At 43.1% G+C, this 16,628-nt stretch carries 19 protein-coding genes; all 19 read left to right on the top strand.

The window, feature by feature from the left end; translation table 11 throughout:
* Positions 1 to 29 precede the first annotated feature (29 nt).
* The 19 genes from KFT32_RS02435 (at position 30) to glyS (ending at position 16,450) form a co-directional block, all read left to right on the top strand.
* Complete coding sequence (locus tag KFT32_RS02435; RefSeq protein WP_211745494.1) at positions 30 to 431, top strand: hypothetical protein; 402 nt, start codon at positions 30 to 32, stop codon at positions 429 to 431.
* Positions 432 to 575: 144 nt separating this feature from the next.
* Complete coding sequence (locus tag KFT32_RS02430) at positions 576 to 935, top strand: histidine triad nucleotide-binding protein (protein ID WP_211745493.1); 360 nt, start codon at positions 576 to 578, stop codon at positions 933 to 935.
* 145 nt (positions 936 to 1,080) lie between these two features.
* On the top strand, positions 1,081 to 1,254 hold the full coding sequence (rpsU, locus tag KFT32_RS02425; protein WP_005547957.1) for a 30S ribosomal protein S21: 174 nt from the start codon (positions 1,081 to 1,083) through the stop codon (positions 1,252 to 1,254).
* 15 nt (positions 1,255 to 1,269) lie between these two features.
* Complete coding sequence (locus tag KFT32_RS02420; protein ID WP_211745492.1) at positions 1,270 to 1,713, top strand: GatB/YqeY domain-containing protein; 444 nt, start codon at positions 1,270 to 1,272, stop codon at positions 1,711 to 1,713.
* Between the two features lie 126 nt (positions 1,714 to 1,839).
* Positions 1,840 to 3,198: an NfeD family protein gene (locus tag KFT32_RS02415; protein ID WP_211745491.1), complete on the top strand. Its 1,359-nt coding sequence runs from the start codon at positions 1,840 to 1,842 to the stop codon at positions 3,196 to 3,198.
* A gap of 79 nt (positions 3,199 to 3,277) precedes the next feature.
* Positions 3,278 to 4,285: a flotillin-like protein FloA gene (floA, locus tag KFT32_RS02410; protein ID WP_211745490.1), complete on the top strand. Its 1,008-nt coding sequence runs from the start codon at positions 3,278 to 3,280 to the stop codon at positions 4,283 to 4,285.
* 13 nt (positions 4,286 to 4,298) lie between these two features.
* Positions 4,299 to 4,898 carry a hypothetical protein gene (locus tag KFT32_RS02405; RefSeq protein ID WP_211745489.1) on the top strand — a complete coding sequence of 200 codons (600 nt, stop codon included), beginning with the start codon at positions 4,299 to 4,301 and terminating at the stop codon, positions 4,896 to 4,898.
* Positions 4,899 to 5,026: 128 nt separating this feature from the next.
* On the top strand, positions 5,027 to 5,320 hold the full coding sequence (gene yqfC / locus KFT32_RS02400; RefSeq protein WP_211745488.1) for a sporulation protein YqfC: 294 nt from the start codon (positions 5,027 to 5,029) through the stop codon (positions 5,318 to 5,320).
* Positions 5,317 to 6,522, top strand: coding sequence for a sporulation protein YqfD (yqfD, locus tag KFT32_RS02395; protein ID WP_211745487.1), 1,206 nt, complete (start codon positions 5,317 to 5,319; stop codon positions 6,520 to 6,522). Before yqfC ends, yqfD begins: the two co-directional genes overlap by 4 nt.
* Positions 6,523 to 6,528: 6 nt before the next feature.
* Positions 6,529 to 7,500, top strand: a complete 972-nt coding sequence (locus KFT32_RS02390; RefSeq protein WP_211745486.1) for a PhoH family protein — start codon at positions 6,529 to 6,531, stop codon at positions 7,498 to 7,500.
* Positions 7,501 to 7,516: 16 nt separating this feature from the next.
* Positions 7,517 to 9,748: an HD family phosphohydrolase gene (locus tag KFT32_RS02385; RefSeq protein WP_211745485.1), complete on the top strand. Its 2,232-nt coding sequence runs from the start codon at positions 7,517 to 7,519 to the stop codon at positions 9,746 to 9,748.
* Positions 9,749 to 9,820: 72 nt separating this feature from the next.
* Positions 9,821 to 10,315 carry an rRNA maturation RNase YbeY gene (ybeY, locus tag KFT32_RS02380; RefSeq protein ID WP_211745484.1) on the top strand — a complete coding sequence of 165 codons (495 nt, stop codon included), beginning with the start codon at positions 9,821 to 9,823 and terminating at the stop codon, positions 10,313 to 10,315.
* Complete coding sequence (locus KFT32_RS02375) at positions 10,316 to 10,681, top strand: diacylglycerol kinase family protein (protein ID WP_211745483.1); 366 nt, start codon at positions 10,316 to 10,318, stop codon at positions 10,679 to 10,681.
* A 5-nt stretch (positions 10,682 to 10,686) separates the two neighbouring features.
* On the top strand, positions 10,687 to 11,133 hold the full coding sequence (locus KFT32_RS02370; RefSeq protein ID WP_349304845.1) for a cytidine deaminase: 447 nt from the start codon (positions 10,687 to 10,689) through the stop codon (positions 11,131 to 11,133).
* Positions 11,134 to 11,170: 37 nt separating this feature from the next.
* Complete coding sequence (era, locus tag KFT32_RS02365; RefSeq protein WP_211745481.1) at positions 11,171 to 12,073, top strand: GTPase Era; 903 nt, start codon at positions 11,171 to 11,173, stop codon at positions 12,071 to 12,073.
* 134 nt (positions 12,074 to 12,207) lie between these two features.
* Positions 12,208 to 12,360: a YqzL family protein gene (locus tag KFT32_RS02360; protein ID WP_211745480.1), complete on the top strand. Its 153-nt coding sequence runs from the start codon at positions 12,208 to 12,210 to the stop codon at positions 12,358 to 12,360.
* Between the two features lie 36 nt (positions 12,361 to 12,396).
* On the top strand, positions 12,397 to 13,152 hold the full coding sequence (gene recO / locus KFT32_RS02355) for a DNA repair protein RecO (RefSeq protein ID WP_211745479.1): 756 nt from the start codon (positions 12,397 to 12,399) through the stop codon (positions 13,150 to 13,152).
* Between the two features lie 342 nt (positions 13,153 to 13,494).
* Complete coding sequence (glyQ, locus tag KFT32_RS02350) at positions 13,495 to 14,382, top strand: glycine--tRNA ligase subunit alpha (RefSeq protein ID WP_211745478.1); 888 nt, start codon at positions 13,495 to 13,497, stop codon at positions 14,380 to 14,382.
* Positions 14,375 to 16,450 carry a glycine--tRNA ligase subunit beta gene (gene glyS, locus KFT32_RS02345; RefSeq protein ID WP_211745477.1) on the top strand — a complete coding sequence of 692 codons (2,076 nt, stop codon included), beginning with the start codon at positions 14,375 to 14,377 and terminating at the stop codon, positions 16,448 to 16,450. Before glyQ ends, glyS begins: the two co-directional genes overlap by 8 nt.
* The last annotated feature ends 178 nt before the right edge of the window (positions 16,451 to 16,628 follow it).

Below are 16,628 nucleotides of genomic sequence, written 5' to 3'. Positions count from 1 at the left end.
GAGCCTAGAAGCCGAGGAGGAACAAAGTAATGGAAAAAGCGGAAATCAAAAAAATGTGTCACGATCATATGCACCGCTATGTATGTGTCTGGATGGAGGATGGTTCCATGCATGACGGAATCATTGAAAGTGTGGATGAAGAACATCTGCGCCTTGCTGTACCTGTCGGAAGTGAGCATATGAGTGAGATGCATACTCCAATGTATGCTTATCAAGGGGGACCTTGTGGATGTCCTCCGCCACCATGCGGAGATCCGCGCGCTTTTCAATATTCACGTGGGTTTGGAGGATTTGGTGGACACGGCGGTTACCCGCATTACGGAGGCTATCCTTATTATGGCGGTGGATATTATCCGGGCAGAAGAAGATTTAGTCCCTTACTGCTTCCGCTTGTTGGTTTAACTGCATTGTCTGTTTTGCCATTATTATAAATGGATCATAAGAAACGCTTCTTTTTCTTCATGAAAAAGGGCGTTTTTTATATTTTCTCTCAACTGGCGAATGGTCCTTTAATCCGTTATGATAAAGATAACTTGTACATAATTTTGGTTTTCATATGAAAGGGAGGAATGAAAATGGATTGTTTATTTTGCAAAATTGTAGAGGGTAGTATTCCTTCGAATAAAGTGCTGGAGAATGAACATGTAGTGGTTTTCCATGATATTCAGCCGGCAGCTCCTGTACACGTTCTCGTTATTCCGAAAAAGCATATCGCTTCTATGAACGAAGTGGAGGGAGAAGATTTCGGCTTAATTGCTGAAATCCATAAGGCTGCTCAGGAGGCAGCAAACAAACTTGGGATTGCCGAATCAGGTTATCGATTGATCAACAATTGTGGACAAGACGGAGAACAAACGGTGCATCATCTTCACTATCATGTTTTGGGCGGAGCTCGCCTTGGAGCGCTGACTGGAATTTCCAATTCTCACAGTTAAATTTTGTGGATGAAGCGCATAAAATACACGTTTTTAAACGATATTGGTATAGAGGTTGACACGCTAACGAATTTTCACCTATAATTAAGTTTGATGAACCGTGTTATATGCTCTTGGACGGTCTGGTCGGAGGGAGGGAAAACTGGTGTCTGAAACTAAAGTTCGCAAAAACGAGACTATTGATGCTGCACTTCGTCGCTTTAAACGCTCCATCGCTAAAGATGGTGTTTTAGCTGAGGTGAAGAAACGTAAGCATTATGAAAAGCCAAGCGTAAAGCGCAAGAAAAAGTCCGAGGCTGCTCGTAAGAGAAAGTTTTAGGAGGATTATAACAACATGAATCTTAGCGAACGATTGAACGAAGATATGAAGCAAGCGATGAAGAGTAAGGACAAGTTCAAACTCTCCACCATTCGTTTGGTTCGTTCGACGATTAAGAATCTTGAAATAGATTTGAAAAGACCTTTGGATGACAACGAAGTGCTTGATATCCTCAGTCGTGAAATCAAACAGCGCAAAGATGCCCTCCAAGAATTTGATAAAGCGGGTCGCACAGAACTTGCGGAGAATGCCAAAGCGGAAATTGATATAATCAGTCAGTACCTTCCCGCACAGCTAAGCGAAGAAGAAATTAAAGTCATTGTACAGCAGACCATCCAGGAAACCGGTGCTTCTTCGAAAGCCGAGATGGGAAAAGTCATGTCAGCCCTGATGCCGAAAGTAAAAGGCAAAGCGGATGGCAAGCTGGTGAATCAAGCAGTTCAACAATTTCTGCAATAACATAACCGTAAACACTCCCTGATTTCAGGGAGTGTTTTTCTTTTTGAAACGTAAATTGTGCTCATACGTAATATATATCATGTGGTGGATATTATAGGATTATATAGAAAGGAGGTATAAGAACTGATGGATAAATTCAAAAAATGGAAATATCCGGTCCTTATTATAATCGCTTTCTTCGTTACACTGGTCTCTACCTTTGTTCAACCCCAGGCGGTTCAGGCTGCTAAAGATGGAGCAGTATATGTAATTCCAGTGGATCAGCCTATTGAACGAGGGCTCCAAAAGTTCATGGAACGTGGGTTCAAGGAAGCCGAACAAATGGAAGCAGGACTTATCGTTCTGCAAATTAACACGCCAGGCGGGCTGGTTCAAACGACGAAAGAAATAGGAGATATGATTCAAGCAAGCAAGATCCCAACTGTTGCTTATATTCACGGAGATGCTGCTTCGGCAGGAAGTTACATTGCTTTGGTATCCGATTACATTGCGATGTCCCCTGCGAGTACGATTGGTGCGGCAGCTTTAGTGGATGCTAGCAATAATTACATTGATGATCCTAAGCTGGTTGCTACATGGAAATCAAACATGCAGGCAGCAGCAGAGAAGAATGACCGTAAAAAAGAAATAGCGGGCGGTATGACGGATCTAAATATGGTTGTTGAAATGCCGGAGATCAATAAAACCAAAGAGAAGGGGCAGATTATTTCACTGACTGCCAAAGAAGCGCTTGAAGTTGGTTACGCTGACAAAATTGCCTCTTCTCCTGCAGAAGTAGCTGCATGGCTGGACTATTCACAGGACAATATCTATACAATGGAGCAGACGACTTTTGAGAAGGTCTCGAGCTTTCTTACACATCCCGTCGTGTCAACAATTCTTTTATTTATCGGTATTGCCGGCGTATTAATTGAATTGTTTGTTCCAGGATTTGGAGTTCCAGGTGTAGTTGGGTTCCTTAGTTTTGTTCTTTATTTTGGCGGCAGCTATGTAGCTGGGATCGGAGGTTCAGAGACTTGGTTCCTGTTCATTATCGGAATTGCGCTGCTTGTGGCTGAGTTATTTGTACCGAGCTTTGGTATTTTGGGTATCCTTGGTTCGGCAAGTCTTGTTACGGGGGTGGTTCGAGCGGCGTACGATACAGGCACAGCTTTTTTGTCTTTAGGGATTGCAGCAGCCGCTGCTATTGCAGTCGTTGTTATTGTCTCCATCGTGTTTAAGGAGAAAGGAATATGGAACCGGTTTATTCTAAATGATAACATGACCGCAGACAGAGGATATTCGTCTATCAGAACAAGAGAAGATCTGATTGGAATGGAAGGAGTTAGTGCTACTCCACTTCGTCCTTCAGGTACGGCAGTAATCGGGTCAGAGCGAGTAGATGTGGTCACAGAAGGGAATTATATTCTCGCGAACGAACCCATTTACGTATACAAGGTAGAAGGTACGCGCATTGTGGTGAAGAAGCAGAGCGATAGAATCTAATGGACTTCGCTGCTTCTTATGATCCGGGTTATTAATTACATTATTATAAAAAAACTTATTTGTTGGAGGAATTAACTACATGTTTGAACCAAGCTGGGTACCTATTCTGTTAATCGCGGTAGTAGCGATTATTGTATTAAGTGTTTTCTTTAGCTTTTTCCCTGTAATGCTGTGGATTTCCGCACTCGCATCCGGTGTGAGAATCAGTATTATTACACTTGTAGCGATGAGACTTAGAAGGGTTACTCCAAGCCGGATTGTAAATCCACTCATCAAAGCTACTAAAGCAGGTCTAGGACTTAATATTAACCAACTAGAAAGTCACTATCTCGCAGGTGGTAATGTAGACCGTGTTGTTAACTCGCTTATCGCAGCACAGCGTGCGAACATTCCTTTGGAATTCGAACGTGCAGCAGCGATTGATCTTGCAGGTCGTGATGTACTACAAGCCGTTCAAATGAGCGTTAATCCACGTGTCATTGAGACTCCTGTCGTATCTGCTGTAGCGAAAGATGGTATTGAAGTGAAAGTTAAAGCCCGTGTTACGGTGCGTGCTAATATCGACAGACTCGTCGGTGGTGCTGGTGAAGAAACGATCATTGCCCGTGTAGGCGAGGGGATTGTAAGTACCAATGGTGCTTCCGCTTCCCATAAAGATGTCCTGGAACACCCAGATTTGATCTCCCGTACGGTTCTTGAAAAAGGTCTTGATGCAGGTACAGCATTTGAAATTCTCTCCATTGATATTGCTGACGTGAGCGTTGGTAAAAATATCGGTGCCGATTTGCAAACGGAACAAGCAGAAGCTGACAAACGAATTGCACAGGCTAAGGCGGAAGAACGTCGTGCTATGGCTGTAGCTCAAGAGCAAGAGATGAAAGCTCGCGTAATCGAGATGAGAGCACGCGTGGTTGAAGCAGAATCTGATGTACCACTCGCTATGGCTGAAGCATTCCGCAACGGACAACTCGGTGTAATGGATTATATGAACTATCGTAATATCGAAGCAGATACAGAAATGCGCGGTTCGATTGCAAAACCAGAAGAAAACAAAAGAAACCAGGATGATCATAACCAAAACAGATAAGGTGGTGAAATAAATGAACCTTCTGGACTGGTTATTGAGTAACATTTACTTTGTATTTGTCATTGCTTTTGCGCTCTTTTCATTCTTAGGTAAAAGCAGGAAATCCAGAGGAGAAAACGAGCCGCAAAGACAACCTTCACGTGAATCTACACATCCTAGTCAGTATCCAGCAGATCAGGAACAATCGCGTGAAGTTGAATACCATAACCCTTACGATACTCCAGCTACGGAATCAAGGGAGACCCAGCGTGAGGAGAGAGGGGCTGACCGGAGGTATGGCGAGCAGCAACCTTACCCTAATCATCTTCCGAGTACAGCAACACCTAGCTTATCTTCAAATGAGGATATACCTGAGTATGAAGTAATGGAACAAAGGCGGAGAGAGCTCGAGACAGAAAGGGTTCGACTCGAGCGAATTCATGCAGAGTCGGAAAAAGCGGCGAGAGCAGCACGGCTTGCTGCCGCTTCACGATTGCAAACATCTTCCCAGAAAAACGAAGATCATGAAGCGTTATTTATGGATCCTTCAGATGTACGCAAAGGGATCATTTGGGCAGAAGTTCTAGGTCCACCACGAGCTAAACGCCCTTTTCATTCACGAAATAAATATTAGAATTGGTTTTACTCAAAAGCCGTCTTTTCTCGATATGGGGAAAGACGGCTTTTTGTATTGGAAATGCCTCATAAAACACCTTTTTCCTGCATATGGTTTAGAGTACAGGAAGGGGGAAGACCAGCCCAATGACCCGGATCAGCCGCAATTTGCGCAAATGGACCAGTGAAGTACTCGATTTGCCGCAGGATGTTCTTTTTGACATGCCAAGGCTAACCCTAATCGGAAGTAAGCAATTATACATAGAGAACCACCGCGGTGTCGTACACTTTTCCGGAGAAAAGCTTGTACTGGACCTGTCTGTTGGTCGTTTGGAGGTAAGCGGAGAGAAACTTGTCATTCGGAATATTATGCCAGAGGAAGTGGCAGTAGAAGGTCTTATTAAAAGTATTCAGTATTTGGGAACGGAGGATGTCAAGTGAAAACACCGAGTCTGGCCAATATTAGAGGAACGGTTCATATTGTACTTCTCGGGGGTGACATCGAGGCCATGATTAACGAGATGGCTGTGCACGGATTAAATGTATGGGAGATAAAAGCAATGAGCAATCGTAGTGCCAGTATGAATATTCTGGTGAACGATTTCTTTAAGCTTCGCCCGCTTCTGAAGCGGACAGGCTGCCGGGTACGTGTGAAACAACGCATCGGATTCCCTTTTTTTACAGCTAGGGTGATGAAAAGAAAACTATTTATTACGGGTGCGCTGTTGTTCTTTATATTGCTATTCACAATGTCTTCTTTGGTATGGGACGTGGAAGTCAAGGGGAACGTTAAAATGACGGAAGAAGAAATACTAGCTGTTGCGCGTAAAGAAGGGTTGTATCCTTTCCAACTATCTTTTCGGCTTCCTGAGCAGGACAAGCTGGCTAAAGATATGGTTCAGCAGCTTCCAGCAGCTTCCTGGATCGGCGTTATGCGTGAGGGGACCAAAGTAACGATTCAGGTCGTAGAAGCGGATGAGCCTGAGAAGAAGCCGCTTATGAGTCCAAGGCATCTTATAAGCAAGACGGATGCGGTTATTACTGAAATCTATGCGGAGCAGGGACGACCTGTAGTACAGAAAGATAAACGTGTCAAAAAGGGAGATATTCTTATATCGGGAATACTCGGTGATGAAGAGAACACACAGAATGTAGTTGCGAAAGGCGAAGTCAAAGGGCTTGTCTGGCATGAATATAATATTGAAGTGCCGCTTGTACAAAAACAGGTAACCTATACCGGTGAATTAAAGGAGCGCCGTTTCCTCGTACTTGGTAATCGTGCAATCCAGTTCTGGGGCTACGGAGATTCCCCTTACACCAAATTTGAGACGATAACGGAAGTAGACCCGCTGACGTGGCGTTCGTTCAAACTCCCTGTGGGCTGGATGACTGAAATCGACCGTGAAACGGTGTATAAAGAGCGAACTCCAGGGGATGAGATTGTCAAACAGCAAGGTCTGGAAGCGGCAAGAAATGATATTTTAGCGAAAAACGGGAAAGGAACAAAGGTTATCAGCGAAAAAATTTTGCATGAGAAGAAAGAGAATGGTAAAGTTTATATGAAAGTGCTTTTCGAAGTGGAAGAAAGTATCGCGGTAGAATTACCGCTCGTTTATAACCAAGTTGATGATCAAGGAGAATGAGGCTATTTGACAGAACATAATCGCAGCATACGCATCTCTCTTCAGAACGCTGGTGAAGGACAATCCCTCTTTGGGCCTCAGGATGCATTTCTGAAATTAATGGAGTCCGAAATTCCGGTGACGATTGATTCCCGTGAAGCCGAAATTACCATTCGTGGTAATGGAAAAGAAGTAGAGATGATGGAACAGCTATTTGAAGTATTATTGCAATTAATTCGAAATGGATACATTCTTTCCGAAAGAGATATCCAGTACGCAACAGAACTTGCCAAAGATTTCAGAGCCGATCAGTTGCTTGATTTATTTAAAGGTGAAATTACGACGACCTATCGCGGTAAACCGATCCGAGTAAAAACCATTGGTCAGAAACACTATGTTACGACTATTAAGAAACGGGATATTGTATTCGGAATTGGCCCTGCAGGTACGGGTAAAACTTACCTTGCCGTTGTTCTGGCCGTAGCAGCATTAAAAGAAGGATCTGTTAAAAGGATTGTATTAACTCGCCCTGCTGTTGAAGCCGGAGAGAATCTCGGGTTTTTGCCGGGAGATCTTCAGGAGAAAGTTGATCCGTATCTACGCCCTCTCTATGATGCGCTTTATGATGTAATGGGACAGGATCAGACTGCCAAGGCACTCGAACGTGGTCTTATTGAGATTGCACCGCTTGCTTATATGCGTGGTCGTACACTTGATGATTCTTTTATTATTTTGGATGAAGCACAGAATACAACACCGGAGCAAATGAAGATGTTTCTGACCCGTTTGGGTTTTGGCTCCAAGATGGTAATCACGGGAGATGTTACTCAGATCGATCTACCAAGAGGAAAGAAATCAGGTCTTGTGGAAGCAAGAACGATTCTTTCAGGAGTGGAAGAGATAGGATTTGTTTATTTTGCTGAAACCGACGTGGTAAGGCATTCCCTTGTGCAGAAAATCATTACCGCATATGACCGAGCCGCAGAAAATCAAGAATAGAAAGGGATTGTTCCTGGTGACCCCTAAGGAATTGTCTAAAGACAAGTCTTTTCAGAATAGGAAAACTGGATGGAAGAATAGCAGGGGAGCCCGCTATCTTCTGTTTTTGTTTCTGCTCATTCTGTTCTATGTTAGTTTGTCTCCGAGTCTGTTACCTGAGCGATATGATATTCAGCAGGGAACACGAAGTGAAAAAGAAATTAAGGCACCCATGCAGATTCAGGATAATCAGGCACGTGCTCTGGCGCAGGAACAAGCTGCAGAGAGCGTTCAGCCCATCTATCAGTATGTTTCTTTACGTAATGAGAGCCTGATTACATCCATATTAGACCGCATAGACAGATTAAATCAGGATGATATTTCGAGCGATGACAAGATTGAAATTTACAAACAAGAAATTCCGCAGCGGCTTCGAGACTCTGTATCCAATTTTATTAACAATAATCGAGGTACAGGTACCTATTCAGATCCTTTGCTGGAAGAGATTCGAAAAGTAACAGAAGAACAGTCTTACCGCATACCGGAAGAAACGTATATTAAAATTGCCAGGTTGTCTTCTGATCAGGTAAGGCAGATGAAACCTGTTGCACGAGAACTTGTCTCACGTCTTATGGTAGACCAAATTTCTGATGCTTCGATCCCACGGGCAAAAGTTGCAGAAATGGTAAATACTAGTTCTCTTAATGATCGCACTTCTCGTGAGGTTGTGCAGGAACTAACCCGGTTTGTAATCACGTCGAACAAATTCTATGATGAAGAAGCAACGAAAGAAGCGAAAGCCAAGGCGAGAGAAAATACACCACCAGTCTATATTGAAGAAGGGGAGACCCTTGTTTCGAAAGGTGAAGTAATTACAGAGGAAGTATATAAACTGCTCGCGGATAACAAATTGCTGCGAGATGAAGTGAATTACTGGCCTCAACTCGGATTATTGTTACTGTCGTTATTTCTTTCTTCAGGAATTCTCCTGTACATGAAACAATTCAGTAATCCGGAATTTAAATATAACAATGCCCAATTGCTAATGCTGTTATGTGTTTTCGTTATTACGATAGGGAGCATGCATTTGGTCGCTTTTCTACAGACGGATGATCGAGTATTCGTGGGGTATTTAGCCCCTGTAGGAATTGGGGTAATGTTGATTACCTTGTTACTTGATATTCCTTTGGCCTATATTTCTGCTATTATTTTTGGAATTTTGGGCAGTATTATCTTGAATACACAGCAAAATGAAAACTTTGACTTTAACTTCGGATTGTTTACAGTCATTGTAAGTTTTGTTGCTATTTTTGCTACCGATAAGGCAAGTCAGCGTTCTACTTTGTTGAAGAGTGGCATCATGGTGTCCTTGATCGGATCCCTTGTTGTCTTTATGCTTTCCATATTGGGAGACGGGGATTGGGATCGGACAAATGCTCTTTATGGTGTTGGGTTTGCTTTTGCCGGTGGGATTCTGATGGCGATTCTTGCCATTGGGCTCATGCCTTTCTTCGAGTCTACTTTTGGTATTTTATCTGCTCTGAAACTTGTCGAACTATCGAATCCGAATCATCCGCTACTTCGGAAATTGCTTACAGAGACACCTGGAACTTATCATCACAGTGTAATGGTAGGGAACTTGTCCGAGGCAGCTGCTGAAGCAATCGGTGCAGATGGACTCTTATGCAGAGTCGGCTCGTATTATCATGATATCGGCAAAACAAAACGTCCGATTTATTTTATCGAGAATCAGAATAATATGGAAAATCCACATGACTCTCTTGATCCGAAACTCAGTAAGTCGATTATTATTGCACATGCGAGAGACGGTGTAGAGATGCAAAAAGATTACAAACTTCCGAAGCGAATTCGTGACATTGCAGAACAGCATCATGGGACAACCTTCTTACACTTTTTTTATCAAAAGGCGCTGAAACAGGCCGAAGAAGCGGGAGTAGAGCCTGATTTTACGGAAGAGGATTTCAGATATCCAGGTCCTAAAGCTCAGTCCAAGGAAGCGGCGATAGTAGGTATTGCAGACAGTGTGGAAGCCGCTGTTCGTTCCTTACGAAAACCGACAGTCGAACAGGTAGAAACGATGATTGAAAAAATTGTGAAAAGTCGGCTCGATGATCATCAGCTAAATGATTGCGATCTGACAATGCGTGAGCTGGATATTGTGTCCAAGACGCTGAAGGAAGCGGTAATGGGTATTTTCCATTCTCGAATTGAGTATCCAGAAGAGATTAAGAAGCCAAAAGTGCAGTAAGAGCTGATGAACTTTGCTAGCTGTAATATTTTTTAATTAAGATCAGAGTATATAGATAAGGAGCATACGGAGATGAGTGTGCAGCTTGTATGGAATAACAATCAGGATGATGTCGAAATAACGGAAGAATTGATTGGGATTCTGGAAAGTTTGCTTATAAAAGCAGCTGAGATGGAACAAATCACAGATGGTGAGGTTGCGCTTACTTTTGTGACAGACCAAGAAATTCACGAACTGAATAAGGAATATCGCGGGATTGACCGTCCTACCGACGTGCTTTCTTTTGCCATGAATGAATCCATTGATGAAGAACTGGATATTATTTATGATCTTGGTGAAAATGAAGCTATGGAGATCCCGGAAATCCTCGGTGATATTATCATTTCAGTGCAAACCGCTATTGCGCAAAGTGAGGAGTATGGTCATTCCATTCATCGTGAAATCGGATTTTTGTTTGTGCATGGTTTCTTGCACTTGCTAGGTTATGACCATCAGGACGAGGCTAGTGAAGCTGAGATGATGGGTAAACAAGAAGCGGTTCTCGCTGAAGTAGGGTTGAGTCGTTAAATGAAGAAACGCTCATGGGGTGATGTGTTTCGTAATGCGATGGAAGGCTTGATTGAAGGTTTTCATACGCAGCGGAATCTGCGTGTTCATACGGTTTGTGCAGCCATTGCTGTAGCTGCTGGCTTGTTTTTTCATATTTCACGGACGGACTGGATGTTTATTTGTTTGGCCATTGCCTGTGTAATAATAACAGAGCTGCTCAATACTGCTATTGAATTTGTAGTGGACCTCGCCTCCCCTGAGTTTCATTCGCTCGCAAAATCCGCTAAAGATACCGCTGCTGGGGCTGTGCTGCTGGCGGCGGTTTTTGCCGTCATTATAGCTATATTTGTATTTTGGGAGCCAATGATCAGTTGGGCTTTCTGACATAAATAAAACTAACATTTCGTCACTGGAAAGAGGTAAGATACATGGATAAGCAAAGTTTGATAAAAGAAGCCATTGAAGCTCGTAAGAAAGCATACATTCCCTATTCCCATTTTGGTGTAGGTGCTGCACTTGTAGGTGAGGATGACCATATTCATCATGGATGTAATATTGAAAATGCGGCTTACGGCCCTAGTAACTGCGCAGAGCGGACGGCTTTGTTTAGTGCGATCGCAGGCGGTCATAAACCTAGAAAATTTAAAGCAATTGCCATCGTAGGAGATACGGATGGTCCTATCGCACCGTGCGGTGTATGCCGTCAGGTAATGTTTGAATTGTGTGAACCGAACATGCCTGTTTTCTTAGGAAACCTGAAAGGTGACATTCTGGAAACAACCGTATCTGAGCTATTACCAGGGGCATTTGGCCCGCAAGATCTTGCAAAAGCTTAAATCAATATATAGGGTATAGCCCTAATTTGGAGGAAATATGTCTAAAAAAGAATTTAAATCCGGTTTTGTAGCCATTATCGGCAGACCAAACGTGGGTAAATCCACTTTAATGAATCAGGTTATCGGGCAGAAAATTGCCATTATGTCAGACAAGCCTCAGACGACAAGAAATAAAATTCACGGCGTATACACTGCAGACGATACGCAAATTGTGTTCCTAGACACACCAGGGATTCATAAACGCCAATCTAAACTGGGCGATTTCATGAATATGACGGCGCTAAACACCCTGAGAGAAGTAGAAGCTGTTTTGTTTTTGGTGGATGCTTCGGAAGGGATGGGCGGCGGTGATCGTTTTATTGCTGAACAGCTGAAAGATGTGAAAACACCTGTATTTCTCGTGCTGAACAAAATAGATCAGGTTGAGCCTGAAGCTTTACTGCCTCTAATTGAACAGTATCGAAAGCTTCATGAGTTTGCGGAAATTGTTCCGATTTCTGCAAAACTCGGAAATAATGTAAGCACTTTGCTTGATCAAGTGAAAAAATATTTACCAGTTGGCCCTCAATATTATCCGGATGACCAAATCACGGATCATCCCGAGCAGTTTGTAATAGCAGAACTGGTTCGAGAAAAGATTCTGCACATGACGAGAGAAGAAGTTCCCCATTCGATCGCAGTTACCATTGAGGATATGAAAGCGCAAGAGAATGGCACCGTGTACGTGTCTGCTGTCATTTATGTAGAACGTGATTCTCAAAAAGGAATTATCATTGGTAAACAAGGTGCGTTACTTAAAGAAGTTGGGAAAAGAGCGCGTCATGATATTGAAAGACTTCTTGGCTCTAAAATATTTTTGGAACTATGGGTTAAAGTGAAGAAAGATTGGCGGAATCAGGATCGGGTTCTCCGTGATTTAGGTTTCCATCGAGACGCGTAGACTTCTTGAATATTTGAGAATTGCCTTTTCTGCCGTACAATCCCAGTTCAGCTAAACGCATAGAAAGAACTCCCTTGTACATCCTATCTCGTAGATGCTTATCACGTCATTTCCACAAGAGAGGATGAATACTTATGCGAGATTTTTCGTGGACGTATTTTGCAAAGACTGGAGATGTTGATGCTTACCTGTTGTATAAAGAAGTTTGTGCATCTGACCTGAGTGAGGTAGGAATAGAAGTAGAAGGGGAGGTAGAGCCTTTTGATGCTGTTCAGACCGAATCTTAAGCAAGTACGGCAGGAGTGGCTAGTGGGGGACGAAACATGCTATATAGGGTGGAAGGGATCGTCATCCGCAGCATGGACTACGGCGAGGGGAACAAGATCATTACGCTTTGCACCGAAAACGGAGGTAAAGTAGGAGTTCTTGTTCGAGGAGCCAAGAAGGCGAAAAGCCGTCATGCTGCCCTGACACAGCCGTTTACGTACGGAGAATATGTTTTTTTTCGCAACCATGGACTCGGTACGTTAAATCAGGGTGAGATTATAGAATCTCACCATTTGCTGCGAGAGGATATTATTAAGGCAGCTTATGCTTCGTATGCCTGTGAATTACTGGATCGTGTATTACAGGATGATGAGACAGGGGCCTTTTGGTTCAAACAGTTAAAAGCATGTCTCGCGGCGCTTCAGGAAGATAAAGATCCAGCCATTATTATACATCTTTATGAAATGAAAATATTACAATCCGCAGGGTATGCTCCAGAACTTCAAGTTTGTATTTCCTGCGGTAGGGAAAGACCGGATGAAGAGTATTTTATTAGTCCAGGTCTTGGAGGAGTGCTGTGCCGTGCATGTAAGCACTTTGACCCGCCAGCGATGAGTATAACCCCGAGATCTCTAAAATTGTTACGTATGTTTGCGGCACTTGATTTGCAGCGTCTTGGCAACGTTTCTGTACGAGAAGAGACCAAAGCGGAGATCAAACTCATTATGCGTGCCTTTATGGATCATCAGCTTGCATTACAACTAAAATCACGGAATTTTCTTGATCAGATGGAAAAGTATGGGCTCACATAAATGGAATGAGCCTGCTGAGATTTAATCTTGACAACTACTATCCTACTGAGTTATTATGTACAGTAATAGTCTCTTTGAGACATGCGTTGATCGAGAAAGTACTGAGCAGATAAACCTTATAAGCGAGTCGGTGCAGGTGAGAGTCCGGCAGGTGTTGTTCAGGAAACGGCGCTCGTGAGCATAACATGATACGGAAAAGTGGATTACAAAGAAACTATCTGTTTTCTGAATGTAATCAAGTAGGGTGGAACCGCGGGAATAACTCTCGTCCCTACGTCTGTATAACAGGCGTAGGGCGGGGGTTTTTTGCTGTCCTACAGCTGATGAAAAGGAGAGATGTACATGAATTTTCAGCAAATGATTTTGACGCTGCAAGAGTTCTGGGCAGGCCAAGAATGCATTATTGTTCAGCCTTACGATACGGAGAAGGGTGCAGGAACGATGAACCCGATGACTTTCCTTCGTTCGATTGGTCCTGAACCATGGAAAGTAGCTTATGTTGAGCCATCAAGACGCCCTTCGGATGGACGTTACGGAGAGAACCCTAACCGGTTGTATCAGCATCACCAGTTCCAGGTTATTATTAAGCCTTCTCCTGACAATATTCAGGAACTATATTTGGATAGCCTCAAAGCACTTGGCATCGATGCGAATCAACATGATATCCGTTTTGTAGAGGATAACTGGGAGAATCCTTCCCTTGGATGTGCTGGTCTTGGTTGGGAAGTATGGCTCGATGGTATGGAGATTACGCAATTTACTTATTTCCAACAAGTTGGCGGTATCGAAACGAGTCCTGTTTCTGTAGAAATTACGTATGGTATGGAACGTTTGGCATCTTATATCCAAGACAAAGATAACGTATTTGATCTGGAGTGGGTAGGCGACGTGAAGTATGGTGACGTATTCCATCAGCCAGAAGTAGAACATTCCAAATATACTTTCGAAGTGTCTGATGTTCGTATGTTATTTACGTTGTTTAACATGTATGAAGAAGAAGCAAAAAAGGCGATGAATCAGGATCTTGTATTCCCTGCCTATGATTATGTTCTTAAGTGCTCTCACACTTTTAATCTTTTGGATGCGCGTGGTGCGATCAGCGTAACCGAACGAACTGGATATATTACGAGAGTACGTAACTTGGCACGTCAAGTCGCTGCTACGTATCTTGCGGAGCGCGAGAAACTTGGGTTCCCTTTGATTAAGCAAGGAGGTGCTGATCATGTCTAAAGATTTGTTGATTGAGATCGGTCTTGAAGAAGTACCTGCAAGGTTTGTACGCGGGGCGATTGAACAGCTTCAGGAACGAATGGTGAAGTGGCTGAGCAGTATCCGAGTGTCTCACGGGGCAGTGGAAGCTTATGCAACACCACGTCGTTTAGCTGTCATTATTAAAGATGTTGCCGAAAAGCAAGAAGACATCGAAGAGGAAGTTAAAGGTCCTTCTCGTAAAATTGCCATCGACGAGAGTGGAAATTGGAGTAAGGCAGCTCTTGGTTTTGCGAGAAGCCAAGGTGTTGCTCCTGAACAATTTACGTTCAAGGAACTTGGTGGAGTGGAATACATTTATGCTACTAAAAGCAGCAAAGGAACGGAAACTTCTGAAGTAATTGCAGAAGGATTGTTGCAAATCTTACATGCCATGACTTTCCCGAAATTTATGCGCTGGGCTTCTTATGATTTTAAATTTGTTCGCCCGATTCGCTGGATGGTTGCTCTTTTTGGCTCCGATATCATTTCAATTGAAGTCGCTGGTGTTACTTCCGGTAATATCACAAGAGGGCATCGTTTCCTAGGTCAAGATGTAGAGATAAAAGAACCTTCCGCTTACGTGGAAGCATTACGTTCCGTGCATGTTATTGCCGATATTGAAGAACGTCGTGCACTGATTGTGAAACAAATCGAGCAACTTGCCACAGAGAAAAACTGGACAATTAGCATTAAGGAAGACTTGCTTGAAGAAGTCCTGTTCCTTGTAGAGACGCCGACTGTTTTGTTTGGAACGTTTGAATCTTCATTCCTTGATATCCCGCAAGATGTGCTTATTACTTCTATGCGTGAACATCAACGTTATTTCCCTGTATTTGACGACAAAGGTACACTTCTACCTTACTTCGTAACGGTTCGTAATGGTGGGAATGAATCTCTTGATGTGATTGCTAAAGGGAATGAAAAAGTTCTTCGTGCCAGATTGTCAGATGCCAAATTCTTTTACGAAGAAGATCAAAAAATGCATATTAAGGATGCTGTCTCCAAGCTTGAAAGTATCGTATTCCAAGAGGAAATCGGTACTGTTGGTGACAAGGTTCGCCGTATCCGCAAAATCGCAGATGCACTTGCAGCAAAACTGAATATTCCTGCGGATCAAATAGAATCCGTCAGCCGTGCAGCTGACATCTGTAAATTCGATCTCGTGACGCAAATGGTATATGAATTCCCTGAACTCCAAGGGGTCATGGGAGAAGATTACGCACTTAAAGCAGGGGAACGTGCCGATGTAGCAAGAGCTATCTTTGAACACTATCAACCGAGATCTGCGTCCGACAATGTTCCTGCGTCGATGGTAGGTTCCATTGTAAGTATTGCAGATAAAATCGATACGATTGCGGGATGTTTCTCCATTGGTATTATTCCGACAGGTTCACAAGATCCATATGCTTTGCGTCGTCAAGCGGCAGGTATTGTGCAGATCGCTTATGAACATGAATTACCTATTACACTAGATGATATCTTCGAGATTGGTATACAAGTTCATGAAAATATGAGAGTTATGAAACGTCCTGCTGATGAAATACGTAAAGACTTACAGGAGTTCTTCGGTTTGCGTGTTAAAAAATTACTCTCTGAATCGATGCGTTATGATGTGGTTGATGCGGTAATTAGTGCCGGATACAATGATATCGTTTCTGTTGCATACCGCGGAGCTGCTTTGATGAATGCTGTCGTTTCGGAAGCTGATTTCAAAACAACGGTAGATTCCTTTAATCGAGTAGGTAATCTGGCAGCTAAAGCTTCCAATGCTTCTGTCAACGAAGAGGTATTTGTGGAAGACGGAGAGCGTAAACTATATGAGGCTTGGAAGTCTTCATCGCTTACTTTCAAGGAAGCAGTTGCTCGCCATGATGCAGAAAAAGCACTGCAACTGGCTAGTTCTTGGAAAGAACCAATTACGGAATTTTTTGATTCTGTAATGGTTATGGCTGAAGATGAAGCTGTTCGTGCGAATCGCTTAGGTTTACTTGCTTCTATCGACCAAGATTTAAAATCATTTGCTGACTTCTCCAAGTTGGTTTGGTAATAAATAGTAAAACAACTTGTTGGCTTGCGTTTCGTCTAATTTGAATACAGCGATATGTAGGATATATGAACGGACAGCGATAACAGCTGTCCTGTATTATATCCTATATTTTCCATAATAGAGTCTGGAGCAGGAATCAGGATGCTTTCAGGCGTATATAATAATATCCCGGACATAA

Source organism: Paenibacillus sp. Marseille-Q4541 (assembly GCF_018310695.1).
Taxonomy (GTDB): Bacteria; Bacillota; Bacilli; order Paenibacillales; family Paenibacillaceae; genus Paenibacillus.
Note: the sequence above shows the minus strand (reverse complement) of the source record. Positions and strands in the feature narration are given on the sequence as shown.